Here is a 24,143-nt window from a genome sequence, read left to right on the forward strand (position 1 = left end):
TAACGTCCTCTTCCCTTGTAGGACCTCCATCACCAATGCGCTCTTGCGCCTGGCCGTCCAACGCTTGATTTCGTCTTCCATTTCCGTACCCATGTGTCCTTCCTTTCAAGGCTAACACCTGAGCAGGCTTTTACTGGGTCAATACACCATCGCCTCCGGTCGCCAAATCGAAAAGCTGATGTTCAACGTACAAGCTCAGGGACACGCCGATTGCGGTGCTTCTCCAGGCGCATCCTTTTGGGCAATTCTCGAGATCCGGTAACCTCCGTCGCCGTAGCAGCGTACCCACAGTCCCGAAGCCATATTGAATGGTGACTCATGGGCTAAGGTACGGCGAGCTCCCACTAGTGATCTAAAGGTCGATTCTCCTGCACCAACCAAGCGATAGAACTCTGAAAAGAATTGCCGTATAGCGTCGTCATCTGCTGGTCCACCGAGCGTCAGAAAAACACTACAGCCTCCCTTGAGCGCGACCGGTGCCCAACTAGTTAGTTGCATCGCGCCAACCGACAGGAGCTCTGGAGCCATATCAGCGGCCATAACCTCATGAATCGATAGCGCTACCCCCTCGCCAATCATTAGACCAGTGAGTTGCAGGCTGGACTCCCCGTCTGTCTGCAGCGATACCTCGGGGCTCCAATGATCTACCCCATGTCCGACAAGATGCACAATGCACCAACTGGTAAGGGAAATCGCTAGCACTGCTTCTAAGGGACCGACGTCGGATACTCTCCGGACGCCAAAACCCGCTTGTTGAATCAGTGTGGCGACCTCATCTGCCTCCTTGCGTGCGCCTGGCAGATCAATGAAAGGAGCGTCCATCGCACCAACGAAGACCAAACACTCCTGTTCATCCCTAGACGCGCTGTGTCCCATTTTTTGATCAGTGTCTCTGAACTGACGTATAACGCCCTTCGACAGGCCAAACGGCAGAGCGTTACCCTTCGGTTTCAGGAACTCCCAAGGAATCTTGTCAGCTTCCGGATCAAGCTGTAGCAGCAAAGCTCTCGCGCTTTCCATAACCTGGCGAATAGGTTTCGGCACAACCAACTGGTACAGAAGTTCGCCCAATTTCATGACTGTCTCTGTGTCGCGTGGGTGTATCAGCTGGCCCAATATCTCATCAAGAACGGAATGGCCGACCACAGAGGTTCCTACTGTGGAAATTTCTCCGAAAAGCGTTTGACTATTGATTGCTTTGTGTTCGAAAGTCCAGCGGTCGCCAGTTCTTGTAATATCGACAACCGTTGGTGCTATTTTTTCCGCCGATTTTAGATCTAAGGCTATCGCATCAGCTAAAAGCGAACGAAGATCACCAAAAGCTGACGACCGATGATCTAAGGGGAAAGCTTCAAGAATGTTTAAATCGGATGGAGGGGGTCGATTACCCGATACGGATGCGTCTCTATGTGAGTGCTCATTCGATCCAGCGCCGCTCCCTAAATCTTCCTGTGCTTGGATGTTGTCTCGCTCAATAGTGAGACCACGTAGAGCCGTGATTAAGTCATCGAGGTCAGCCTCGAAATGCTTATCTGTAAGCACATAAGCTTGTCGTTTCGTTAAGGCCTGCAGCTTCTCCGGCAACTGGTTCTTTGTCGGTAGAGTCGCGTGCCCTACAAGCACGGGTACAAGCCAAAGACCTAGATCTATCGCACTCTCGATTTCTTGCCGCACGATGTCATCTTCTTCTAGTAACCGACGGCGGTGGCTTCGTCCACTAATCGCACTCCACATTTGCCCAATGACCACAAGGACGACGGTGCATTCAGACAACTTAGCCTTGAGTGTGTTAAGAAAGTCTGCGCCTGGAGGTATGCTTGGAATATCTCGAAAGACGTTGTCACGACCAAATACTTCAGTGAGTCTCTGATCTATGGTGCGGACCCAGCCCCCGCTGTCAGCGCGACGGTAACTCAGGAATATCTTAGGCACGACAAGAACTCCTAGAATTGTTTCGAGGCTGAACAACAGCCATCACAGGCGACAAATCGCGACACACCCAAGCGCTTAAATCGAGCCCATTTGTGGAATTCCTCACATGTCTCGGTACGGGCAAACGCTTGGAATCCGAAGGCTCTTGATGAAGTCGCTTCGTCGGCGGCTAGTGAACTGTCATTCTAGCCCTGTGACCGGCTGCTTTGTGGCAGGTTTGGTGTCGGTCTGCTTCTGGCCGAAGGCACTGGTTCACGAGTGGCAGCTTCGGGGAAAGCTGAATGACCGGATTGGGTCGCCAGCCGCCCAAACAGGGGTGTCGCAGGCCCCACTCCCGCTATACACGAAAGCCTCTACCGGGCCTGACGTCCTCCTCCCGCATCGAGCAGCCGCAACACCACGTCCCGCACCTCGTGCCATGTCGCGGGATCCTCCAGCGGCTCTGGACGCAGCCCCTGGACGTCCCGCAGACGGGCGAGCAGCCAGTCGGGCAGCGGGGTGCCGGTGCTCGGGTCCATCGCCTCGAACAGGTCTGGCACCATCCAGACCGGCAACAGTGAACAGCCGCCGTCGTCGAGCCGCCGCTGCAGGGTGCGCAGCGAGTATTGCAGGCCGGCGGAGCGCAGCAGGCCTGGGGTCAGCAGCAAGACCAACACGCGGGTGCGCGCGAGGGCCTCGGTGAGCGGTCCTCGCATCCCGTCGTTGCGCAGCATCGGGCCATCGTCGGGGGTGACTGCGAGGCGGATCCGGCCCTCGTTCTCGAGTGGCGCGAGGGCGGCGGCGCACTGCTCGAGCGCATCTGCGGGCTGCGAAGCATCGTGCACCACCAGCACGCGCGGCGCCGGGCTGCGCTGGTCCTGCACGATCTGCCAGGCCGACCCGGGTGAATCATGAATCAGGCGGTCGACCACGGTGCGGACCACCTCGCCCTGCTCGAGGTAGGAGAAATGATTGATGTCGCCACCCTCGAATCGCACGAAACGAGCCGGACGGGTGCGCGCAGCGCCCCCGAACATCGACGCGGTGGGCACCAGCAGGTCGTTGTCGTCATCCACCAGCAAGCCCAGCACACCGGCCTTGAGCCGCCCGGTCAGAGAGTCGGCGCGGAAGGTGCCGGCAACCACGGCAAGCGCGCTGTCCACCCGCACGCCCGGACGGTTGAGCATGCGGATCAACGGGGAGCTCGGGTCCATCGCCCGCAGGCCGGGCACCCGCGACGGGTCGACGATGGCATCGAGCAGCTGCAGGGGCAGGCCGCCGGCCACGCTGCCGACCCTGCTCATCAGCCGTGCGATGCCGCCGAACACCTGCTTCGCACGCACAGGGTAGGTGGTGCCGCGCACCGGGCAGGCGATGCGCACGAAGTCCGCCACACGCAGGGATCTGGCCATCATCTCCTTGGAAAGGCGCTCGAGCGTTTCGCGCGCGGCGCCGTCGAACAGCCCGAAATCGGCCTCGTCGAAAGGCGCCACCCTCTCGTTCCCTCGACCAGATCCGTCCCAGAAGTCATCGTCCTCCCATTCCGTCATGTCGGCGACGCGGCCAGCACGGCACAGCAGCTCACCAATCAGTCCTCCGTCGGACACGCTCAGCAGGGTGAGTTCGATACCGAAAGGCAAGGCCCTCACGAGCTCGAGCGCGTTCTCCAGCGGCGAACGCGACAGTCCCCAGTGTTCGAAGCACAGCATGCGGCCGGAATACGCCGAGGCGAGCTCCCGCCAGGCCGCAAGATTGTCGGGCGACCACATGCCGGCGAAGCTGCCGAGCATGCTCGAGCCCATGCCATGGATGAACAGCAGCGCCCGCCCGTGCACCGGAGCGGAGCCGTCCATGCCGTGCAACTGCGGCGGTACCGGCGAGGCGTCGAGCGCGTAAAGCCCAGGCTGTGGCACGCTGCGCTGCTCGAGCGCGCGGATCGCGCGCAACTCGTAGGGTTCGGTCGGCCTGGCCTTTGTGGCTTTGGTGGCGGCTTTCTTCCGCCGGGAAACCTGCGGCAGGCGGTATTCCCCGTCGCCATGTAGCTGGAAGGCTGCCCACGAGAGCGAATCGGGATAGCGGCGACGGGTCTCGAGACGGGCAATGAGGGCGGCTTCGGCCGCCGTGCTGCCCGCGGTGAGGGCTTCGTAAAAACTGTCGAAGAATGCGGAAGCAATGCTGTCGGTCACCTCCCAATCGTTTACCAGGACCGCCGACACAAGGCCTTTGCACAGGCTCTTGCCCCACGAGCCCCCGAATCCACCGCCAATCCGCGAACGGCCGCGAATCACCACGAGCTCGGGCATGACCAGAAGCTGCTCGAGATCGCCCGGCGTCAGGGCGGTTCCGTCACCGATCGGCAGCGCCGGAGCGCCATCACGGAAGTCCGGATTGCGCGCCGGATCGAGCTCGCTCTCGAGATGCAGCACCCGCCATGGGTGACGATGCAGATATGCGAGCAGCGCCTCTGCCGACGCGCCGGGGAGTGCTTCCACGTCGAACCGAGCCGCCCGGAAGATCCCTTCCAAGTTTGCAGGACTCGGCCGTCCGGGATCGCCAACGGCCGCCAGCAATACCGCGTGTCCCTCCGGCGCGCGCCCGCGCTGGCCAACACCGTCGCTTCCACCCCGCACCACCCTGCCGTTCACACCGAGTTCGCCGAGCATGTACTCCCACGGTAGCCTGGCTGCCTCATCCTCGAGGCGTAGTTCGATGTCGTCGTCGGGCCGTAGCGCGGTCAACACTCGGGAACTCAGGAGCGGGCTTTCGTGGCCCTTCTCAAATACCCTTGAAATCCAGTAGGCCAGGTCGGCCTCGTTGGTCAATTGCGCCAGACTCGGACCACGACGCGGTCCGAGTTCATCGATGGAGCCACCGATGAAGTCAAATTCTGTTCCGTGTCCATCCACGTCGCTGCGCTTCAAGGTCAGCATGTAACCTTCTCCCATGCCTTCGCGCTGCCCATGTTGCAAGTTGAGCCTGCAGTAGGCCGCACCACCCCCGGCCCAGCGCTCAAAGCCCGGAACTTCGAACGTTTCGCCGAGGGCATTGACTAGCTGCACCCGGGCGCGGCCGACCTCGATTTCCTGCGTCGCCCAGGCTCCAATTGCGTGTGGCATCCGCTGCAGCGCTCCATCGTCGTCCTGCAACAGCACTTCCACTAGGCGAGGCTCGCTATCCGGCACCGGGAGAGCGAATCCCGCACGCCACTCCGCCGCACCAAGGATGAGCACCGGGCCGCGACGGGCGATGCCGAGGCGGGCGGGTGGGAGGTCCGAAAGGATCTGCGCCGGCGATGCGGCTTCGGGTTGCGTGCCCGTTTCGCGTCCCGCCCACGCGGCGAGGCCGGGGCGGGAGGCATCCAGCACGCCCTTGACCGCGCTGGCGAGTGCCGCCTCGATCTCGTCGAGCTCGCCCATCACCGCAGCCCATGCAACCCGCTCCTCGAGCGCCAGCGCGGGCGAGAGCCCGGCGTGCGCCGAGGCCATGACTCCGCGTGCCTCGAGGATGCGCTCACGCTCGCCTGCGCCGTCCTGTTGCCAGGCCGCGGCAAGCTGACCGCGCAGACGCTCGCTCACCGCCGGCTCGAAGCGCAGGCCACTCGCGCTGCGGGCCTTGACCAGGGGGCTGTGCCACAGCTCGGCCTCGATCCAGGCGCCGCTGCCGGGCAGCAGGGCGAGCCGCATCGAGCGGATCAGCGCCGCATCCGCCGTGACTGCCGGTGCGAGCAGCCGGGCCAAGGTCAGCGCCTCGGGACAGCGCCGCGCCAGCGCGTCGAGTTGCGCATCGGCCCAAGCCTCGCGCTTACCCATCGTGGCGCTCCAGCAGGCGGCGCACTTGTGCGGCCGAGGTCGGCCGGTCCCATTCGACCAGGGCGATGCGTTCGGCCAGCGCCGCCGGCACGCGGGCGCGTGGCCACGGCGACAGTACCGTCAGCCGCGAGCCGCGGGCGGCCAGCTGGCCGGCCAACTCGAGCCACTCCTGCACGCTCGCGCGGGCGAGATGGTCGGCCGGTGCGCCGAGGCCCAGGTCGCTTACCGCGATCACCGGCACGCCCGGTTGCGGAGGCTGCCAGACCTCGGTATCGGCTTCGGCGAAGACACCGCGCAACGGACAGTCGGCGAACAGCCATTCCTCGACGTGCGCCTCGCCCACCGCCTCGGCAAAGTGCTCGGACAGCGCGATCTGGTCGGCCGCGAAGGGCTCCATGCCGGGCGCGACGTCGATCAGCAGTTGCACGCCGAGGCCGAGGGTCCAGCGGGGCAGCCGCGGAATCCGCTCGAGCGGATGGCCGCCGGCCAGATCCCGCACCAGCCGCACTTCGTCGATGGCCCTGCCCGGTTGAAGTCGGGCGGCCAGCGTGGTCACCAGGGTGCGGGCCCATTCGGGGCGGAACAGCTCGGGCGGCGACATCGCAGCGCGGGTCGCGGTGTCGGCGCGGGCCAGCGCTTCGACCGCCTGCCATTCACGTTGTGGGTCGCGCCCGTACAGCGGCTCGCTCGCGCGCGGTAGATCAGACACGAAGTATTGCTGTTTAGCCCCAGCGGGCGATACTTCCACCGGCGGTGGATGTCGGGCAGTCGTCTCCGGGGCCGGGGGCGCGGGGGGTGTGGCGGAGGGTGCGGCGGCCGGCGCCTCCGGCTGCACGGTCGCCAGCTCGAAGCCGAGCAGCCGCGCCATCGCGGCACGGGTCGCCTCGTCGCCGGGCGCGAGCGCCTGCCAGCTGCTCAGCAGATCGCCCAGCCAGATGTCGCCGCCGTGTTTCATGTCGCCTGCCAGTCGTCCTTGAGCAGGGTGGCGCGCTGCAGCGCCTCCCATGCCGGGCCGCCGCCAACGCCGATGCCGAGCGTGAGCGCGGCGCGCACCGCATCGAGGTATTCCGCGGTGCCGGGCAGGCGGCGCCGGCTCTCGGCGCGCTCCCCGCGCAGGGTGTCGAGACGCTTGGCGATTTCGCGCGCGAGTTTTTCCTGCTCCTCGCCAAAGGGTCGTTTGGGCGGACGGTTGAAATGCAGCCGCGCGATGTCGACGAGGCGTTCGATACCGGGGTGCTCGAGGCGGTGCACGATGCAGCGGCGCACGAAGGCGGGCGGCAGTTCGCGTTCCTCGTTGGTGGTGATGACCACCAGCAGGCGGCTCATCGGCTGGCCGCTCCTGCCTTCGGCCGGTGTCGCGCCGCCGGCCAGCGCCACCTTGACCGGCCGGTCGCGGATGTCGGTGACGTCGAAGGCCATCGAGCCGAGCGGCACCAGCAGGGCATTGGGCAGATCCGGGTCGGCCTTGTCGAGCTCGTCGATGAGCACCACCGCGTGGTCCGCGGCGCGGGTCGCGTTGAGTGCCGCGTTGGGCTCACCTGCCGGGGCCGGTTCGGGGCAGGTGCTGTCGGCCTGCCATCCGCGCCGTGTGGCCGATGCGCGGTCGAAGACCCACCACAGCACGCCGGGTTCGATGTAGTCGTAGTCGGACAGCGGCGTCGGGTCGTCCTGCGCGCCGCGGGTCTGGGCGTCGGCCAGACGGCGCACCAGGTCGTACTTCCAGAGCAGGTCCTGGGCGCTGCTCTGACTGGTGATCACCGTCTCGTAGTAACGGTAGCCGAGATTGCGCGCGATGAAGGCGGCCAGCGAGGACTTGCCCGAGCCCGGCTCGCCGCGCAGCAGCAGCGGCCGGCCGGTGGCCAGCGCCACCTCGACCGCCATCTGCAACTGCGGGTCGTAGTCGTAGAGGCGGCCGTCGCGGCGATCCGGCGCATCGAGCGCCTCGCCGCTGCCGGGCGGCAAGGCCTCGTTGGCGAGTGGAGCGATCAGGCCGGTATAGACCAGGGTGGTGTCAGTGCTCATCGGGAACTCCGGGGGCGAGATCGAGAATGGAGGACTTGCCGAGGTAGGCGGCATCCTCGCAGGCGTCGTCAAGGGCGGGCAGCAGCCGCACGATTTCGGCCAGCCCGGCGGGGGCACGGCCGAAATCGCGGCCGGCAAGCTGCAGGCAGGTGGCGGCGGCGAGCGCGGTGTCCATGGCGAGGCCATTGCAGAAGTGCTGTTCGAGCACCGCGTCCTCGCCGAAGACGACGAAGAAGGGGCGGTCGCGCACCCGTTCGGCGAGCAGGTGCATGCGCCGCGGCGGCACCCGCAGCCGGGTGGCGATGCCCGCCTTGAGGCTGGCGAGCGCCTCGGCGGCCTGGCCTTCGCCCAACGGCTCGTCGAACTCGAGGCGTCGGTTTGCAAGCCAGGGCGGGCAGCACCAGGCGCGCCGCAGGTAATCGTCGGCGACTTCGGGATCGTCGGTGTTGAGCGCATAGGCGTGCCAGTCGCCGCCGGGCAGCACGGCGAGCGAGGCGGCGGCGGCGGGATCGACCCACATCGGCAGGAGCTTGTCGGCGAGGCGCGCGAAGGCATCGGCGTTGTGGGCGCTGAGTACCGTGACGATGCGCTCGAGCGCCTTGCTGGTGCGCTGCAGCCCGGCCCGAAGCAGGTAGTGAGCAACGGTGCGGGCACGGTCGTCGAAATGGGCCCAGTCGTCGTCAGCGATGCCGAGCGGCTCGCGGGTGCGGGCGAGGATGTCGTCGCCGAGCGGCTCGAGGATGCGGGTCACCTCGGCGATCCACTGGCGCATCTCGTCGTCCTCGTCGGCAAGGACCATGTCCTCGAAGCGTGCGGCGATGCGCGCCGCAAGTGCGTCCGCCTCGGCACGCGAGAAATCGACCGTGCCTTCGACCTTCGCCGCCTGGATGTCGGAGATCTGCAGCGGCCCGAAACCGGCCTCTTTCAAGGCCTCGTCGGCAAGGCCGCCCAGACGCACCGGGATCAGCCGGAAACCGGCCCGCAGGTGGCGCCGCCAGGTCAGCACCGTGGCTTCCTGCAGCACCCATTTCGACTTGATCGCATCTTCGCTGAGCAGCAGCACCGCGCCATCGCAGTCGCCCAGCCAGCGCAGCAGCTTGATCGGCCAGCGGTCGCCGGGGTCGAGCAGCTTGCGGTCGAGCAGCACTTCGAAGTCGTCGCCAAGCAGGCGCTCGACCTCGTCGCGGATGTAGCGGGCGTACTTGAGGCGCTTCTTGCGCGGGTCGGCCTCGGCCTCGAAAGGTACGTCGTCGGCGATTTCGACGTCCTTGCAGCTGTGGCTGATGAAGATTCGTGTTCTGGTCATGAGGCCCGGGCGACGGAGCCCACCGGCGCTTGCGTGTGGCGCGCTGCGGCCGATCGGCCGCAGCGCATGGCGCGGTGGTGCGCGTCAATGCGCATCCAGCACCTCCGCTACCTCGGGGTGGCCCGCCTGGCGTGCGATCTCGGCCGCCGTCAGGCCGCGATCGTCGCGCAGCCCGGCCTCGGCGCCACGTGCTTTCAGCGTTTGTACGACGGTCAGGTGTCCCTGGCCGGCCGCCCACATCAAGGCGGTGAGCTGGTGTTCGTAGGGCTCATCGATCGCGACCCCGTTGTCGAGCAGTAGTTTGACCAGCTCGCCGTGGCCCTGTCCTGCCGCATAGACCATCGCGCTGCGGTGCAGGCGGTCGATCGGTTCGGTATGCGCGCCGGCCGCGATCAGCCGCCGCGCGATCTCCAGATGACCGCCGTAGCAGGCCGCCATGAGCGGCGTCACACCTTCGAGCGAGGCGAGGTTTACATCGGTACCGGCCTGCAGCATCGCTTCGGCGAGGGCCTGGTTGCCCTTCTCCGAGGCCATCAGCAGCACGGTCTTGCCGATACGGTTGCGTGAGTTCGGCGCCGCGCCGCGTGCAAGGGCCTGGCTCACCTGTGCCAGGTCGCCCTGCCGTCCGGCCACCAGCAACTGTGCGTTCAGGTTCGGATTGCTGGGCGCCTGCGCGGCGGCCACGCCCGACAGCAGGCACAGGCCGGTCAGCCAGCAGGCCGCGATCCATCGCAGCGTGATTGCCATGGCGAACGTCTCCTTGTGTTGCGGCGGCCCGATCGCGGCACCGCGAACGCGATTGCTTTGTCCAAAATTAGCACTAATCTGGGGTGAGAGGCGACGAGAGTGGCATGGCAGTGTCGCATCCACGACTCGCGCCCGGTAATCGCCCGGCCGCTCACCATGCGCCGATGTTCCCGGCACGGGAAGCGGGTTGACCTTGGGAATGGCCTCGACGATTCGATTACAAGAATGAACGAGGAGACAATCATGGCCCGAGTCAATCGGAGTGGCTGTTCACGCGTGCTCAGCATCGGCGCGGTGCTGGCCCTCGCAGCGCAGGGCGTGCACGCCCAGAGCGAAATACAAGGTGGCGCCGATACCGCCGGGTCGCCGGTTCCGAAGGCGGTTTCGGTCACCCAGGCGCAGCTCGATGGCGGTGATCGCGACGGTGCGAACTTCCTGCTCTCGAACATGAGCTACGCCCAGACGCGCTACTACCCGGCTTCGCAGATCAACAGCAAGAACGTCGCGCAGCTGCGACCGGTGTTCAACTTCCAGACCGCCGTGCTCGAATCGATGGAGACCGCGCCGATCGTGGTCGACGGGGTCATGTACATCACCACCTCCTACAACCACGTCTATGCGCTCGACGCGAAGACCGGCAAGGAGTTCTGGCACTACAAGCACAAGATGGGGCCGGTCACCACCTATTGCTGCGGGCCGAACAACCGTGGCGTGGCGATCATGGGCGATCGCGTCTTCATGGGCACGCTCGACGCGCGGCTGGTGGCGCTGGACGCCAGGACCGGCAAGGTGGTGTGGAACGTCGAGATCGCGGACCCGGAACTGGGGTACTCGGAGACCATGGCGCCGGTCGCGGTTGACGGCAAGATCCTGATCGGCACCAACGGCGGCGAGTACGGCATCCGCGGATTCGTGAAGGCTTTCGACGCTGCCGACGGCAAGCTGCTGTGGACCTTCAACACCATCCCGGAGCAGGGACACGAGGGTGTGTGGGCAGTCAATGACGCGACGGGCCGCAACATGCTCCGCGACATCGCGGCCGAGAAGGCTCAGCTCGCCAGCCACGGCGGCGATTTCTACAAGACCCTCGGCGGCGGCGTGTGGATGGCCCCGGCGGTGGATCGCGAGAGCGGCACGGTGTTCTTCGTGGTCGGCAACCCGAGTCCCGACCTCTACGGTGCGGAGCGGCCGGGGGACAACCTCTACACCGATTCGATCGTCGCCATCGACCTCAAGACCGGCGCCTACAAGTGGCACTACCAGTACGTCGCGCACGATGTCTGGGACCTCGACGCGGTCTCGCCGGTGATCCTCACCGAAGCCCGCGACAAGGCCGGCAAGATGCGCAAGGTGGCGATCCACGGCGGCAAGACCGGCCACGTCTATGTGCATGACCGTGCCACCGGCGAGCTGATCCGCTTCAGCGAGGCGATGGTGCCGCAGGAGAACATGTGGGTGCTGCCGACCAAGGACGGCTCGCGCATGCTGCCGGGTGCCAACGGCGGTGTCGAATGGAGTCCGATGGCGGTCAACCCGACGACCCGGCTTGCCTATGCCGCCAACCTGCACCAGCCGATGACCTACCACGTCGAGGAGGCCAAGTATCCGGGCGGCAAGCTGTGGCTCGGCGGCGCCTTCAAGGTGATCCCGGGCGAGAAGCAGTGGGGACGGCTGGCGGCGGTCAATATCGATACCGGCAAGATCGCCTGGAAGGTTGATACCGAACAGCCGCTTATCGGCGGCGTGCTGGCCACTGCCGGCAACCTGGTGTTCAACGGCGAGGGCAACGGCTACTTCCGCGCCTTCGATGCACACACCGGCAAGAAGCTGTGGCAATACCAGGCCGGGGCGGGCGTGAACGCGCCGGCGGTGTCCTACATGGTGGACGGCAAGCAGTATGTGGCGGTGGCGGCCGGCGGCAACACGCAGATCGACTTCAAGCGGGGCAATTCGGTGATCGTCTTCGCCCTGCCATGAGGGCGGGCCTGACGCGCCTGCTGGCGGCGGGCCTGTGGCTGATTCCGGTAGCGGCGGGTGCGCAATACACGGCCGAGACCTCGGCCACGGCGCCCGCCAAGGCCGCGCTCTGCACGCCCTGCCACGGTGAGGGCGGGCGCTCGAGCACGCCGTTGATCCCGATTCTTGCCGGGCAGACCGCCCGATATCTGTACCTCCAGCTGCGCGACTTCCAGGCCGGCCGGCGCAGCGATCCGCAGATGTCGCCGATGGCGGCCGGCCTCAGCCGCGACGAGATGCACGCGCTGACCGACTGGTTCTCGACGCAGAAGCCGCCGCCGCAGGATTTCGTCGCCGATCCCGAGAAGGCCCGGCTGGGCAAGCAGAAGGCCGAGGAGACGCTGTGCACCATGTGCCACCTCGGCGGCTTTTCCGGGCAGAACGAGATCCCCCGCGTCGCAGGCCAGAATCCGGCCTATGTGATCAAGCAGTTGCAGGACTTCAAGGCCGAGCGCCGCACCAATGACGCCGGCAACATGACCGCGGTTGCGCGCACCCTGTCGGATGCCGATATCGAGAACCTGGCGAACTACATCGCCGGGCTCTGAGCAGGCCCCGCCCTCGGCACGGTTTCGGCCGGCCGGCCGCGGGCGTAACATCGCGTCATGACAGTACGCTGCCTGCTTTCAATGATATGGGCATGTGCGTTGCTGCTTGTCCCTTCATCGGGCAGCGGGGCGCAGGCGCCATTACAGATCGACAGTGCGCTGTTGGCGGTGAATGCAAGCGTCAGCCTGAGCGCGATCGAGATGCGACTCAAGCGCAGCATCGACGATGGCCAGCGGGCCGGCTCGCGTCCGAGCGGCGTTGCCGGTCTCGAAATCAGCTACCGAACGGACGTGCCGCGCCTTGCGCTGGCGGCGCGTGGCGCGGAGCTGCTGGTGACTGTGCCGGTGCGGCTCGCACTGCTTGTCGGACGAACCGCTTCGCGATTCGACAGGCTGGCGCTCGACGCGATGCTCGGCATGATCGGTCGGTCGGGCTGTGCGTCGATGGTGGTGCACACCGAAACCTTCGTTCGCCTGTCGGTGCGGGACCACAAGCTGGCCGCGACGGTGCGTCAGGGCGAGGCCCGCGGGGACGGCTGTGCCGCCATGCTGGCGGGGCTTGGTGTGCCGGTGAATGCCTTGCTGCGCGACACGATCGGCGCGCCGGTACGCTCCGCGATCGAGTCGGCGCTCGCGCCGGCGCGGCTGGCCGCCCTGGTGGCAAGTTTCCAGGCGCAGGCCATCGCCCGCTTTTCCAGTCCCCAGGCACTGCCGCTGGAAGGCAGCGCACTGGCGCTCGATATCGACCCGACGATGCTGCTCGACAGCGTGGTGGTGGAGCCCGCGGCGCTGCGCATCGGCCTGCGTGCGGCCGTGTCGCCGCAGCTCGTCTTCGATGGCATTTCGCGGACCCCGGGTCCGGCGGCCGGCAGACGCGGTTTCGCCGTGCCGCTCGAACTCGTGATACCGCTCGGCGCCGAACCGGGGCGAGGCAAAGGCAAGGCGCTGGACATGACGATGCCCGGCGGTGCCGGACGCTTGCGGCTGTCGCGGGTCGATGTGCCCGCCGGGTTGGTGCGCCTCGATCTGCTGAACGGGACGGGCGAGCACGTCCTGCTTTACTTTGCGCTGCAGGATCAGCCGGCGGCCCGCCCGGTGCTCGATGGCACGCTCGACGAGCTGTTGTCGGAGGCCGCCGCGTGGCTGGCGGATCCGGCCAGCTGGCCGGCCGAGGCGCGGGGCGACAGTGCTCGCCTGGCACAGCAGGTGACGATGTTCAGAGGCGCGCTGACCGATGCGATGACGCAGCTCGACGACATCCCGCTGCGCCCGGGGCTGTCGTTCTCGCTGCGGCAGCCGCAGATCCGTCTCGGCAGCGGTCGCTACGAGAAGGGGATGATCCGCATCCCCGCGGAGCTGTCGGGTTTTGCCACGGTGGACATGGTCGTCGATTGATTGCCGGGATCTTTACCGGGATGGGGAGACAGGTACATGAAGGGGTTTCACTGGCTGGCCGACCTTCTGTTCGGCTTCGACTATTTCGTGTCCTATGCGCATGCGGACGGACAGAACTACGCGCGCGAGCTCACCCGTCGGCTCGAGGCGCTGGGCTTCTCGGTGTTCCTCGACGAACGCGTCTATGTGGCCGGCGACGATCTGCACAGTGCCACGCGGCGGCGCATCCGCATGAGCAAGAAGCTGGTGGTCATCGTCCGCGAGCATGCACTGCGGTCGGAATGGGTGGGCCGCGAGATCGAGGTGGCGCTGGCGGGGGGGCGTGCGCCGATCGCCATCGACATCAACGGCACGCTCGCCGCCGCACCGGCGGACAATCCGCTCAAGCGCGCGTTGAGCGACAAGATCTTCATCGCCGAGACACTCGAGGATTCCGACGGCGAACCGGCTGCCGAGGTCGTCATGAAACTCGCCCGCAGCTTCGAGGCCACCCGCCAGCAGACGCTGCGGGTCCGTGCGCTGGCATCCGCAACCGTCGTTTTCGCGGTGGTGGCGTTGTTGGCGCTCTGGCAGTATCGTGAAGCGAAGGCGAACGCGATCGAGTTCTACACCCTGTGCGTGGAAACCCGGAAGCAGGTCACCGACGGCATCGCCAAGCTTCAGAACCTCGGTCGGCAATCGGAGTTCGGGCGGCTCGTTTCGGGGATTGCCGAAAAGGTTGCCGCGCTGCCGGACCCGGCCACGCTCCAGTGTGGCAAGGACCCGCGCTGAATCGCATCGCCGCAGGTTCACAGGCGCAACGGGCATCGGCCATGGGCATCGAGATTTCCGAAGCGGGTTTCAGCCCGCAGATGTACAGCGCGTTTTCAGACAAGCTGCGCGACAATCTCGCGGCGCTCCGCCAGGTGCTGGCGCGGCCGGGCTTCGGCGTGGGAGCGGCCTCGCTCGGCGCCGAACTCGAGCTGTACATCATCGACGCCGACGGCCGGCCGCTGTCGGTCAATCAGCAGATCCTCGACGCCGCGGGCGACCCCCAGCTCACCCTCGAGCTCAACCGCTACAACCTCGAATACAACCTCTCGGCGCATCGCCTGTCGGCAGGGGCTTTCGACGCGACCGAGCGGGAGATCCTCGACAAGCTCGCCGAGCTGCGCACATGTGCCGCTGCCCTGGGTGGGCGCATCGTGACGATCGGCATCCTGCCCACACTTGGCCCCGACGATTTCGGTCCCGGCTCGGTCTCCGCGCGCAAGCGCTACCGGGTACTGGCCGACAGCCTCAGGCAGAGCCGTGGCGCGCAGTTCGAAGTGAACATCGACGGACGCGATCCGCTGCGGCTCAGCATGGACGACGTGACCCTCGAGGGGGCCAACACCTCGTTCCAGATTCACTACCGGGTGGCCCCGCAGGACTACGCCGCGACCTTCAACGCGGTGCAGCTGGTAACCCCGCTGGTGCTCGCGATCTCGGTCAACTCGCCGGGCCTGTTCGGCCACGAGTTGTGGCAGGAAACCCGGGTGCCGCTGTTCAAGCAGTCGATCGACACCCGCATCAAGGACCGCTATCGCTGGCACCAGAGCCCGCGCGTGGGCTTTGGCAACGGCTGGGTGCGTGAAGGGGCCTTCGAGCTGTTTGCCGAATCGGTGCTGCTCTACCCGCCCTTCTTCCCGATCTGCGGCGAGCACCTGCCGCTCGACGAAGTCGCGCAAGGACATGCCCCGGCGCTCGAAGAGCTGCGCCTGCACCAGAGCTCGGTATGGCTATGGAACCGTCCGGTCTACGACGCCGCCGACGGCGGCCATCTGCGCATCGAGATGCGTGCCCTGCCGGCCGGCCCCACGGCGGTCGACATGGTCGCAGGCGCGGCGCTGTTCATCGGCCTCGCCGAAGGACTGCGCCCGCGAATCGACAGCCTGCTGCCGGCGCTGCCCTTCGCGCTGGCCGAATACAACTTCTACCGCGCCGCCCAGGACGGACTTGCCGCCCGGCTGGTGTGGCCTGACCCCGCGCAGACCGGCTGCGGCGAGTGCGCGGTGACCGAGCTGCTGGCGCGGATGCTGCCACTCGCGCATGACGGGCTGTGCTCGATCGGGGTCGGCGCGGCCGAGGCAGACCGCCATCTCGCCATCATCGAACGGCGTCTCGTCGCGCGCCAGACCGGGGCGAGCTGGCAGCGCGACATGCTGCGCCGGCTCGGTACACGCCTCGACCGCAACCGGGCCGCTCATGCAATGCTGGACCGCTATTACAATCTGAGCCTGTCGAACCTTCCGGTCGGCGAATGGAACTGAACACCATGCAGTCATCTGCAAGCATCGAGGGCGAGGCCGCCCACCTCGTCGCCGGCTTTCACTACCTCGAAGACCCCGCGCCCGAATCGCTCGGCGAAACCCCCGAAGCCTTGCTGGCTGCGCTACCCGGGCCGACGCTCATCTACCTGAATGGCGAGGATCCCCGTCGCACCCGTGCCCTGGTGACCCTGCTGCACGGCAACGAGCCTTCGGGTCTGCGTGCGCTGCACCGCTGGCTGCGCGGCGGCGTGCGCCCGCAGGTCAATATCGTGTGCCTCATCGCGTCGACCGAAGCGGCACGGATGACGCCGCTGTTCAGCCATCGTGTGGTGCCCGGGCGACGTGACCTGAACCGCTGCTTCCGCGCACCTTTCGACATCGACGCCGAGGGCCTGCTGGCGCAGCGCATCCTCGCGGTGCTGACCCGATACCAGCCCGAGTCGGTGATCGACATCCACAATACCTCGGGCTCGGGCCCCTCCTTCGCGGTGTCGATCAACGCCGACGCCCGTCATCTCGCGCTGACCACCCTGTTTACCCGCCGCATGGTGCTCACCGACCTGCGCCTCGGTTCGCTCATGGAGATCAGCGAGCACATGGTGCCGATGGTCACCATCGAGTGCGGCGGGCGCCTCGACGATGCCGCTCACAGCCTGGCCTGGGCAGGCATCGACCACTATTTCCGCCGCGCCGAGGTGCTGCACGACGAGCGCGCCGAGATACCGGTCGAGGTCATGCAGAACCCGGTGCGCCTGGAGCTCACCGCTTGCTGCACGCTGGCCTATGCCGACGCGCCGCAGGACGACGTGCACCTGACGCTGCGGCCGGGCATTGAGCACTACAACTTCGGCGTCACCCCGGCAGGCACCGAGCTCGGCTGGGTACGCGGCGCGGCGCTCGGCGAGCTGTTCGTGGCCCGCAACAATGCCCGCACCTGCCTGCTGCGGGATCTGCTGGTGCTCGACCAGGGGGTCCTGCGGACCCGCCAGCCGCTCAAGCTGTTCATGATCACCGGCAATGCCGACATCGCGAAATCCGACTGCCTGTTCTACGCGGTGCAGGCCGATGGCCGCGAGCTGGTGCCGGGCGATAGCGCCGATGGACCCGACAACGCGCCCTGATTCCGCTACGGGCCGTGGCGCGCCGGGCCGCGGATGCTCAGACCGCCTGCTCCTGCACGGGTAGCGCGAGCGACCAGACCCGCGACAGCTCGGCCACCGCAGCGCGGATGACGGGATCGTTCGCGCGGGTCCTGAGGTGTGCGAAGCGCAGGCTCACGGTTGGCAGTTCGAGCGGCAGCGCGTAGATCGGTGCCGATTTTGCGGCCTCCTCGATATCGACCCGGCGCAGGATGCCCAGGCCCACCCCGCCAGCCACCATGGTCCGCAGTGCGTCGTCCTGGTTGGCCATCACGGTTTTCACCGGTGCGCAGTCGTGGGCCTCGAACAAGGCGCGCATGACCCCGTAGTATGCGCAGTCCGGCGAGGTGAATACCCAGGGGTGACGCGCCAACGCATGGATGTCCGCCGGACCGATGCTCTCGCGCATGCGCTCCGGGACGGCCACCGCAAGTTCCTCTTCGCACAGTACGTAGGATTCGAGGAGGGGATCGTCGCACTCGCCGCTGACGAAGGACGCGTCGAGCTTGCCCACCCGCAGGGCCGGGATGTTGGCACCGGTGCTGCCCGCGTGGAACTCGATCTCGAGCCGTGGATGGCGCTCGCTGAGCCCACCCTGCAGCTCGAGCAGGCGCAGGAAGCAGGCATCGGTGTTGAGACCGATGCGCAGCGTGCCGATCAGTTCGTCCTTGATCGACCGGGCGTGCTGCAGAAAATCGCCCGCCGCGGCCAGCGCCTGACGAGCGCGATCGAGCAGCAGGGCGCCGGCGGGGGTGAGCTGCATGCCGCGCGGCGTGCGCTCGAACAGCGTCACGCCGAGTTCTTCCTCGAGCGCCTTGATGTGCGCGCTGATCGCCGGCTGGCTGGTGAACAGGCGCTCCGATGCGCGGGTGAGGTGTTGCTCCTCGGCCACCGTGACGAAGGTTCTGAGGTGATACAGCTCCATGGCGAATTCTCCGCTTGCGCTTCCCGGTGATCAGTAAAGCGCAGATGCGCGAACGACGCCATCACAATTCCTGAACGCTCGAATCCGCTAAAACGATTGGAAGGATTCGCCGCCGGCAGCCAGTCTTCAGCCATCGAACCGCTGACTGAAGGAGACGCACCATGGCCCAGTTCATCCACTCCGTACACCATCCCGTCCCGGCCCTGCGCAGCCTGCGCCCGGCCCGCCTGGGCAGCGCGATCGCCTCGATGGTCCGCACCTGGCTGGCGCGTGACCGCCAGCGCCGCGAGCTGCGCGAGCTCGACGATGCGATCCTGCGCGACGTAGGCATCAGTCGTGCCCAGGCCAGTTTTTCCGCCGACAAGCCCTTCTGGCGGCCATGAAGCTTCGCGCCGGTACGGGCTCCGCGCGCAAACGTGGCACCATCGCTGCGGGCCGGCGAGAGCCGCAACGACGCGAGGGAGCGCAAGAATGGATTTTCAGGCAGTACTCGACGAGATCGTCGCGACACTCGAACCCGAACTCGGCGCCGGCACGGTGGCCAGCTACATCCCCGCGCTGGCGCGAGTCTCGCCGCGCCAGCTGGGCATTGCCCTGCGCACCCGCGCGGGCGAGGAGTTCTGTGCCGGTGATGCCGCCACCCGGTTCTCGATCCAGAGCATCTCCAAGCTCTTTTCGCTGACCCTGGCAATGCGCCACGTCGGCGATGACCTGTGGCAGCGCATCGGCCGCGAGCCCTCGGGCAACCCCTTCAACTCACTGGTGCAGCTCGAATCCGAGCAGGGCAAGCCGCGCAACCCCTTCATCAACGCCGGCGCGATCGCGGTGGCCGACCGGCTGGTGACGCATTGTGCGAATGCCCGCGCGGATGTGCTGACGCTGCTCTCCGGTCTGTGTGGCGAGGCAGTGGGTTTCGACGAGGAAGTGGCCGCCTCGGAAGCTGCCACCGGCTTTCGCAACGTCGCGCTGGCCAACTTCATGAAGAGCTTCGGCAAGATCGACAACGACGTGGCGGCGGTGCTGGACCTCTATTTTCACCAGTGCTCGGCGGCGATGAGCTGCGTCCAGCTGGCCCGCGCCACCGGCTACCTGTGCCGCGACGGCGCGCATCCGCTCGGCGGCGCCGAGGTGGTCAGCGAGCGGCAGGCGCGCCGACTCAACGCACTGATGCTGACCTGCGGCACCTACGACGCGGCCGGCGAGTTCGCCTTTCGAATCGGCATGCCGTGCAAGAGCGGCGTCGGCGGCGGCATCGTCGCGGTGGTGCCGGACACCCTCAGCCTGTGCGTGTGGTCGCCAGGTCTGGACGAAACAGGCAACTCGCTGCTCGGCATGAAGGCGCTGGAGCTGTTCGTCGCGCGCACCGGGCTGTCAGTGTTCTGAGTCGCTGCCTCAGAACGACATGCCGGTCAGCGTGCTGTAATACATCAGGTAGCCGGCAACGGCACACAACGCCGCCACCGCACAGAGCAACGCGTCGACCAGGTCGGCGGCGGCCGGCAGTTGCCGCGAAGACCGCCCCTCGTTCACCGCGCTCATTGTGCCGCCACCTGTTCCGGATGGCGGTTGTGCAAGGTGTCGAGCAAGGCACGCGCCTCGGCACGACGGCCGGCATCGGCATCCTCGCGGCCGGGGCGCGGCGGCGCCTCGAGCGCCCGGCGCAGATGCTCGGCGGCCTTGGCGTATTCGCCCTGGTCGGCCAGCAGGTCACCGTAGAAGTAGTTGGCGTCGATGCCGTTGGGATTCTTGGCGAGGGCCGTCTCGAGATAGCCGCGGGCCTTGTCCTTGCTGCCGAAGCCGATTGGCCAGCCCGGCACCTTGGCGTAGAGGCTGCCGAGGCTGGTGTAAACCGAGCCGTTGAGGGTGTCAGGGTCGATCTTCTCCGCGGCGAGCAGCAGGTCGCGCGCCTGCTTGACCGCCGACAGCGCGCCGAGGCCGCCGTTGGCCTTGGCGTAGCTGGCCAGCACGATTGCTTCCCACACCTTCGGCTGCGCCGCATCCGGCGCGCCGGCGGCCAGCCTGGCGGCATCGTCGGCGAGGGCCTTGAAGGCGGCCTCCTGCTCGCCGCCCGGCGTCTGGTAGGTGATCTTTGCCCAGCGGTGCGCAATCCCGGCGACCTCCGGGCTCATCGGCGCGCTGGCGGCAAAGGCGCCGGCGCTCAGCGCGGTGCAGAAAATGGCTGCGAACAGACGTCTCATTGCAGGGTCTCCTAGTTGGATTCGATGGACTCGACAAGCGGGCCACGGGTGAAAGGCCGCATCCGGCGGGCCTGGCGGACCAGCGCGCCATCGATCAGCCGGGGCAGGACGGCATTGATGCGGACGAAGAGCTTTTCCGGCCAGCCGAGGTAGGTATCGGCGCGCTTGCCGCGTACCGCGGCGAGCACCTGCTCGGCGACGCGCTCGGGGTTGTCCTGGTTCATCCCCAGCGCCTCGGCCATGCGTGCCACGGGGGCACGGTTGAAGCCGGTCCGGGTGTAGCGCGGTGCCACGTAGTGGACTTTGACCGGACCGTCGGCGAGCTCGCGCCGCAGCGCTTCCGAGTAGCCACGCAGCGCGAACTTGCTTGCCGAATAGCTGGCGAAGCAGGGAAAACCGATCGAACCGAAGATCGAGCCGACATTGACGATGCGGGCCTCGGGACGCGATTTCAGATGGGGCAGCAAAGCCTGGATCAGCTGGATGGGCGCCACCACGTTGGTTGCGAACAGCTGCGCGGTGCCGCCCGCCGTCTCGGCTTCGGCGTCGCCGAAGTACTGCACGCCGGCACAGTTGACCAGCATGTCCACCGCGCCGAAGGCTGCGATCGCCTGCCCCGCGATGCGTGCCGGATCGTCCTTGACGAGGTCTGCGAGCAGCACCACGGCCGCGCCGCCCGCGCCTTCCACGGCCTTGGCCACCCCGGCCATGGCCGTGGCGTTGCGACCGACGAGGATCAGCCGCGCACCCTGGCGGGCGAAAGCGGTGGCGATGGCGCTGCCGATGCCACCGCTCGCTCCGGTAACCAGAACCACCGGCGCGCTCATGCCACACCTCCTGCCGGCACGCTGCGGATCACGTCACCGTAGAGTCGGAAGAAGCGTCCGGCCGCGTGGATCAGCGCGTCGCGATCGGCCGGGTCGTCCAGGCGGTTGATCAGGTCGCGGAAATGGCCCATGTGGGAGACATCGAGGCTGCCGTGGCTGCTCAGGTAGCTGAAGGCCCGCGGCGGCAGGTCGAGGCAGTTCTGCAGGGTTTGGGCCACCTCGGTGGCGAGCGCCACGCTGGTCCCTTCGAGCACGTACACCATGCCGAAGAAGCCAACCGGGTTGCCGCGCTGGACCACGTCGTAGGCGTAGGCCACCATCACTTCGGTCTCGAAATTCGGTGTGCCGTCGCGCACCGCCGCGGCGTCGCCGCCAGCCGCGGCGATATCGTTGAGGATCCACTCCTGGTGACCGAGCTCCTCTTCGATGTAATGCGCCACCGCCTCGCGCAGCCACTCCAGGCGCGGTGGCAGGCGGGCGCCGCAGGCCATCAGCAGCGGCACGGTGTGGCGTACGTGGTGGTAGGCGCGTTCGAGGAAGGCGCGGTACTGGCCGCGATTCACCTTGCCGGCGAGCGCGTCGACGATGATCGGCGCTTCCAGCAGGCGGGCTCGCGCCCCGGCGCTGGTGTGCACCAGTTGGTCAAAGAATTCCATGGGATTCCCTTTCGTGGCGTTGTTCAATCCGTGTTCGATAGGCGGCGGCAATCGCTTCGCGGCGCAGTCGGCCGTTCTGGGTGAGCTGTCCGTTGGCCGGCGTGAACGGCGTCCCCGCGCGCAGCCATGCGCCGACGCGGGCGTAGTCGGGCAAACCACGGTTGGCTGCGGCAACCGCCTCCGCCAGCGCCGCATCGTCGGCCCCCGGGCGCGCCACCAGCACGGCGGTATTGACCGCGCTGGCCTCGCCGAACACCGCGGCCTGGGCAATCGCAGGTTCGAGCAGCAGTTCGCCCTCGACCCATTCCGGCGAGACGTTGCGACCGAAGGCGGTGATGAAGACGTTGCGCCGACGACCCCTCAGGTAGAGCCTGCCATCCGCATCGAGTCGCCCGATGTCGCCGGTGTCGACCCACGCGTCGCTGGTGCGCGGCGCCTCGCCGAGGTAGCCGAGGAAGCCCGCACCGCGCACGCTGACCCCGCCGTCACTGGCGATTCTCAGCTCGGCATGCGGCAGGACGCGGCCGACGCTGCCGGGCTGCGCATCGCCGGGACGATTGAGCGCCACCACCGAGGCGCACTCCGACAGGCCGTAGCCTTCGCAGGCTGGCAGCCCGAGCGCCTGTGCGGCAGCGAGCAGGCGTGGCGAGACCCGCGCACCGCCGACTGCCAGGTAGCGCAATTGCGCCGGCAGCGCCGCACCGGCACGCCGCGCTGCGACCAGCGCCAGCAGCAGTTGCGGCACCAGGATGGCACTGCTGGCGCGCGCCGCGGCGAGGGCGCCGAGCATGCGGATCGGGTCGCCCCCGGAGCTGCCCTGCAGCCCCACCTCCGCGGACGGCAGCAGCACCGTGGTCGCGCCGGCCAGCAGCGGCACATACAGACCGCCGACGTTCTCGAGCAAGGTGGACAAGGGCAGCAGCGCGAGGTGACGGTCGTCTGTCGTCGCCGCGCAGGCCTCGCACAATGACACCGCCACCGCCTCGATCGCCTCTCGCCCGAGGCAGACACCCTTGGGCGCGCCGGTGCTGCCCGAGGTGAAGGTGATCTTGAGGGTACCGGGCGGAAGCGCCACCGCCGCACCAGCCAGGCGGATGACGCTCAGGCTGTCGAGGAAGGGCGTGGCAGCGCCTGCGCCGGGCAGCCCGGCAAGCAGCGCAGGCCGGTCGGTGAGCAGCAGATCCACCCCGGCACGTTCTATCGCGTGGCCAAGCTGGGTAGCGCTGAAAAAGGTCGGCAATGGCACGATCGGCACGCCGGCCGACAAGGCCGCGAGATCGGCCAGCGCCCAGTCGATGCCGTTGTCGGCGAGCAGGCCGATGGTGCGGGCACCGCTGTTGCGGAGGCTTGCGGCCAGCGAGGCGACGCGGGTGGCGAGTTCGCGGTAGGCGATACGCCGGGTCCGATCCTCGAGGGCCGGCGTGTCGGGCCTCTGCGCGGCATGGCGGGCGATGGCGGAGATCACGCGGCTCATGCCGGCAGGTCTCTTGTGGCCCGCGAGGTCAGCGCCAGGAAGCCCTCGCCGACGTTGCCGCACAGCACTCGCGGCGAGTGTGCGTAGTAGCTGCCCCAGTGCTCTCGCTCGGCCTCGTCGAGGCGGGTCGGCTCGGCCGGGCCAAGCTCGCGCGGCGCCAGCCCGAGGCGCGAGAAGGCATTGCGTAGCGCGATCGTGCCGGTGAACACTACCCAGGCCTGACCTTCCCGGTGCAGCATTGCGGTGAGCCGGACGATCAGGTTGCGAAACGCACCTGCACCGCTGCCCGCGAACTGTCCTACCTCGATGATTTGCCTGCGCGTGACCGACGCGTCGCAGGCCGCGCCGATCGCTGCTTCGACCGGCACATCGAGGTAGCGCTCGAGAAACAGGGGGTGGGATTCGGCGTGGCGCAGTCCGCAGGCGGCCAGCGGCACGCCGTCATCGCCCTGCAGCGCAAGCAGCCGCGGCATGAACTGCACCACCCGTGCCTGGTAGGCACGCTCGAAACGTTCGCGGATCATCGCCTCGACCGTGCCGCGGGCTGCACCATGGCGTTCCACCAGGCTCAGCGCATTGTGGCCGGGATCGTCAGGCCCGCGGGCGCGCCCTTCAAAGGGCGGAAAGGGGTACCGATCGAGTTGCGATCGCAGCAGCGATCCGAGTGGCAGTGGATTGAGCGACACGGTGGTGCCTCCGGGGAAACGGGGTCAGGCGGCATGAAAGACCGCAATGACGTCCCCTTAGGCAAGCGCGATGCCAGCTCCCCGGAGTGCCGCGATATTTATCGCATCATGTTGATAACAAAAGACAAGGCAGGAATCCGTGCGGCAGCCGCACCGCTTGCGGGAGACTGCAAGGATTTGCAGTGCTGCAAGA

21 protein-coding genes are annotated in these 24,143 nt (G+C 67.1%); 8 read left to right on the forward strand and 13 right to left on the reverse strand.

The features are described from left to right. Positions 1 to 195 precede the first annotated feature (195 nt). The 6 genes from GQB03_RS10455 to GQB03_RS10480 all read right to left on the reverse strand — a co-directional run bounded on the left by GQB03_RS10455 (position 196) and on the right by GQB03_RS10480 (position 9,795). Positions 196 to 1,932 carry a CHAT domain-containing protein gene (locus tag GQB03_RS10455; protein ID WP_159688546.1) on the reverse strand — a complete coding sequence of 579 codons (1,737 nt, stop codon included), beginning with the start codon at positions 1,930 to 1,932 and terminating at the stop codon, positions 196 to 198. 353 nt (positions 1,933 to 2,285) lie between these two features. Beyond that, on the reverse strand, positions 2,286 to 5,720 hold the full coding sequence (locus tag GQB03_RS10460; RefSeq protein WP_159688549.1) for a DUF7379 domain-containing protein: 3,435 nt from the start codon (positions 5,718 to 5,720) through the stop codon (positions 2,286 to 2,288). Then, on the reverse strand, positions 5,713 to 6,675 hold the full coding sequence (locus GQB03_RS10465) for a hypothetical protein (protein WP_159688551.1): 963 nt from the start codon (positions 6,673 to 6,675) through the stop codon (positions 5,713 to 5,715). Before GQB03_RS10465 ends, GQB03_RS10460 begins: the two co-directional genes overlap by 8 nt. Continuing rightward, positions 6,672 to 7,742, reverse strand: a complete 1,071-nt coding sequence (locus GQB03_RS10470; protein WP_159688554.1) for an AAA family ATPase — start codon at positions 7,740 to 7,742, stop codon at positions 6,672 to 6,674. The genes GQB03_RS10465 and GQB03_RS10470 overlap by 4 nt, the downstream gene beginning before the upstream one ends. Next, complete coding sequence (locus GQB03_RS10475) at positions 7,732 to 9,048, reverse strand: toll/interleukin-1 receptor domain-containing protein (RefSeq protein ID WP_159688556.1); 1,317 nt, start codon at positions 9,046 to 9,048, stop codon at positions 7,732 to 7,734. Before GQB03_RS10475 ends, GQB03_RS10470 begins: the two co-directional genes overlap by 11 nt. An 84-nt stretch (positions 9,049 to 9,132) precedes the next feature. Then, entirely contained in the window at positions 9,133 to 9,795 is a 663-nt protein-coding gene (locus GQB03_RS10480) for an ankyrin repeat domain-containing protein (RefSeq protein WP_159688559.1), read from the reverse strand. A 243-nt stretch (positions 9,796 to 10,038) separates the two neighbouring features. On the opposite strand from GQB03_RS10480, the gene GQB03_RS10485 reads away from it, so the two are divergent. Genes GQB03_RS10485 through GQB03_RS10510 form a run of 6 tightly spaced genes read left to right on the forward strand, consistent with a single transcriptional unit; the run spans position 10,039 to position 17,166 of the window. Next, entirely contained in the window at positions 10,039 to 11,772 is a 1,734-nt protein-coding gene (locus GQB03_RS10485; protein WP_159688561.1) for a pyrroloquinoline quinone-dependent dehydrogenase, read from the forward strand. After that, positions 11,769 to 12,359: a c-type cytochrome gene (locus tag GQB03_RS10490; protein WP_159688564.1), complete on the forward strand. Its 591-nt coding sequence runs from the start codon at positions 11,769 to 11,771 to the stop codon at positions 12,357 to 12,359. The genes GQB03_RS10485 and GQB03_RS10490 overlap by 4 nt, the downstream gene beginning before the upstream one ends. Before the next feature lie 57 nt (positions 12,360 to 12,416). Further along, on the forward strand, positions 12,417 to 13,754 hold the full coding sequence (locus GQB03_RS10495) for a hypothetical protein (RefSeq protein WP_159688566.1): 1,338 nt from the start codon (positions 12,417 to 12,419) through the stop codon (positions 13,752 to 13,754). 36 nt (positions 13,755 to 13,790) lie between these two features. Further along, the gene (locus GQB03_RS10500; protein WP_159688569.1) at positions 13,791 to 14,525 is read left to right on the forward strand and encodes a toll/interleukin-1 receptor domain-containing protein; all 735 of its coding nucleotides are present in this window, start codon (positions 13,791 to 13,793) and stop codon (positions 14,523 to 14,525) included. Positions 14,526 to 14,566: 41 nt separating this feature from the next. Then, a complete protein-coding gene (locus GQB03_RS10505; protein ID WP_159688572.1) occupies positions 14,567 to 16,045 on the forward strand; it encodes a glutamate--cysteine ligase family protein in 1,479 nt (492 codons plus the stop codon). A 5-nt stretch (positions 16,046 to 16,050) separates the two neighbouring features. Next, complete coding sequence (locus GQB03_RS10510; RefSeq protein ID WP_159688574.1) at positions 16,051 to 17,166, forward strand: M14 family metallopeptidase; 1,116 nt, start codon at positions 16,051 to 16,053, stop codon at positions 17,164 to 17,166. A 37-nt stretch (positions 17,167 to 17,203) separates the two neighbouring features. On the opposite strand, the gene GQB03_RS10515 is transcribed toward GQB03_RS10510, so the two are convergent. Next, on the reverse strand, positions 17,204 to 18,109 hold the full coding sequence (locus tag GQB03_RS10515; RefSeq protein WP_159688577.1) for a LysR family transcriptional regulator: 906 nt from the start codon (positions 18,107 to 18,109) through the stop codon (positions 17,204 to 17,206). Between the two features lie 161 nt (positions 18,110 to 18,270). Here GQB03_RS10515 and GQB03_RS10520 point away from each other — a divergent pair, with 161 nt between their 5' ends. Both GQB03_RS10520 and GQB03_RS10525 read left to right on the forward strand, forming a co-directional pair. Beyond that, positions 18,271 to 18,492, forward strand: coding sequence for a DUF1127 domain-containing protein (locus GQB03_RS10520; RefSeq protein ID WP_159688579.1), 222 nt, complete (start codon positions 18,271 to 18,273; stop codon positions 18,490 to 18,492). Positions 18,493 to 18,580: 88 nt separating this feature from the next. Beyond that, positions 18,581 to 19,492, forward strand: a complete 912-nt coding sequence (locus GQB03_RS10525; RefSeq protein WP_159688582.1) for a glutaminase — start codon at positions 18,581 to 18,583, stop codon at positions 19,490 to 19,492. Positions 19,493 to 19,501: 9 nt separating this feature from the next. Here the strand turns inward: GQB03_RS10525 and GQB03_RS10530 are convergent, their stop codons facing one another. The 6 genes from GQB03_RS10530 to GQB03_RS10555 are packed head-to-tail and all read right to left on the reverse strand — an operon-like array spanning position 19,502 to position 23,950. Then, positions 19,502 to 19,648 (reverse strand): hypothetical protein, encoded by a 147-nt coding sequence (locus GQB03_RS10530; protein WP_159688585.1) that lies wholly within the window; start codon positions 19,646 to 19,648, stop codon positions 19,502 to 19,504. Further along, positions 19,645 to 20,307 (reverse strand): tetratricopeptide repeat protein, encoded by a 663-nt coding sequence (locus tag GQB03_RS10535; RefSeq protein WP_159688587.1) that lies wholly within the window; start codon positions 20,305 to 20,307, stop codon positions 19,645 to 19,647. The genes GQB03_RS10530 and GQB03_RS10535 overlap by 4 nt, the downstream gene beginning before the upstream one ends. A gap of 11 nt (positions 20,308 to 20,318) precedes the next feature. Further along, on the reverse strand, positions 20,319 to 21,134 hold the full coding sequence (locus tag GQB03_RS10540) for an SDR family oxidoreductase (protein ID WP_159688589.1): 816 nt from the start codon (positions 21,132 to 21,134) through the stop codon (positions 20,319 to 20,321). Continuing rightward, a complete protein-coding gene (locus GQB03_RS10545) occupies positions 21,131 to 21,790 on the reverse strand; it encodes a TenA family transcriptional regulator (RefSeq protein WP_159688592.1) in 660 nt (219 codons plus the stop codon). The genes GQB03_RS10540 and GQB03_RS10545 overlap by 4 nt, the downstream gene beginning before the upstream one ends. Then, on the reverse strand, positions 21,777 to 23,264 hold the full coding sequence (locus tag GQB03_RS10550; protein ID WP_159688595.1) for an AMP-binding protein: 1,488 nt from the start codon (positions 23,262 to 23,264) through the stop codon (positions 21,777 to 21,779). Before GQB03_RS10550 ends, GQB03_RS10545 begins: the two co-directional genes overlap by 14 nt. Next, positions 23,261 to 23,950, reverse strand: a complete 690-nt coding sequence (locus GQB03_RS10555) for a thermostable hemolysin (protein ID WP_159688597.1) — start codon at positions 23,948 to 23,950, stop codon at positions 23,261 to 23,263. The genes GQB03_RS10550 and GQB03_RS10555 overlap by 4 nt, the downstream gene beginning before the upstream one ends. Positions 23,951 to 24,143: the final 193 nt, after the last annotated feature.

This window comes from Cognatazoarcus halotolerans, from assembly GCF_009800965.1.
Lineage (GTDB): Bacteria > Pseudomonadota > Gammaproteobacteria > Burkholderiales > Rhodocyclaceae > Cognatazoarcus > Cognatazoarcus halotolerans.

Bases quoted from the DNA above. Each gene is read 5' to 3' on its own strand.
- GQB03_RS10460 (WP_159688549.1), bottom strand. From the start codon at position 5,720: ATGGGTAAGCGCGAGGCTTGGGCCGATGCGCAACTCGACGCGCTGGCG.
- GQB03_RS10465 (WP_159688551.1), bottom strand. From the start codon at position 6,675: ATGAAACACGGCGGCGACATCTGGCTGGGCGATCTGCTGAGCAGCTGG.
- GQB03_RS10470 (WP_159688554.1), bottom strand. From the start codon at position 7,742: ATGAGCACTGACACCACCCTGGTCTATACCGGCCTGATCGCTCCACTC.
- GQB03_RS10475 (WP_159688556.1), bottom strand. From the start codon at position 9,048: ATGACCAGAACACGAATCTTCATCAGCCACAGCTGCAAGGACGTCGAA.
- GQB03_RS10480 (WP_159688559.1), bottom strand. From the start codon at position 9,795: ATGGCAATCACGCTGCGATGGATCGCGGCCTGCTGGCTGACCGGCCTG.
- GQB03_RS10485 (WP_159688561.1), top strand. From the start codon at position 10,039: ATGGCCCGAGTCAATCGGAGTGGCTGTTCACGCGTGCTCAGCATCGGC.
- GQB03_RS10490 (WP_159688564.1), top strand. From the start codon at position 11,769: ATGAGGGCGGGCCTGACGCGCCTGCTGGCGGCGGGCCTGTGGCTGATT.
- GQB03_RS10495 (WP_159688566.1), top strand. From the start codon at position 12,417: ATGACAGTACGCTGCCTGCTTTCAATGATATGGGCATGTGCGTTGCTG.
- GQB03_RS10500 (WP_159688569.1), top strand. From the start codon at position 13,791: ATGAAGGGGTTTCACTGGCTGGCCGACCTTCTGTTCGGCTTCGACTAT.
- GQB03_RS10505 (WP_159688572.1), top strand. From the start codon at position 14,567: ATGGGCATCGAGATTTCCGAAGCGGGTTTCAGCCCGCAGATGTACAGC.
- GQB03_RS10510 (WP_159688574.1), top strand. From the start codon at position 16,051: ATGCAGTCATCTGCAAGCATCGAGGGCGAGGCCGCCCACCTCGTCGCC.
- GQB03_RS10515 (WP_159688577.1), bottom strand. From the start codon at position 18,109: ATGGAGCTGTATCACCTCAGAACCTTCGTCACGGTGGCCGAGGAGCAA.
- GQB03_RS10520 (WP_159688579.1), top strand. From the start codon at position 18,271: ATGGCCCAGTTCATCCACTCCGTACACCATCCCGTCCCGGCCCTGCGC.
- GQB03_RS10525 (WP_159688582.1), top strand. From the start codon at position 18,581: ATGGATTTTCAGGCAGTACTCGACGAGATCGTCGCGACACTCGAACCC.
- GQB03_RS10530 (WP_159688585.1), bottom strand. From the start codon at position 19,648: ATGAGCGCGGTGAACGAGGGGCGGTCTTCGCGGCAACTGCCGGCCGCC.
- GQB03_RS10535 (WP_159688587.1), bottom strand. From the start codon at position 20,307: ATGAGACGTCTGTTCGCAGCCATTTTCTGCACCGCGCTGAGCGCCGGC.
- GQB03_RS10540 (WP_159688589.1), bottom strand. From the start codon at position 21,134: ATGAGCGCGCCGGTGGTTCTGGTTACCGGAGCGAGCGGTGGCATCGGC.
- GQB03_RS10545 (WP_159688592.1), bottom strand. From the start codon at position 21,790: ATGGAATTCTTTGACCAACTGGTGCACACCAGCGCCGGGGCGCGAGCC.
- GQB03_RS10550 (WP_159688595.1), bottom strand. From the start codon at position 23,264: ATGAGCCGCGTGATCTCCGCCATCGCCCGCCATGCCGCGCAGAGGCCC.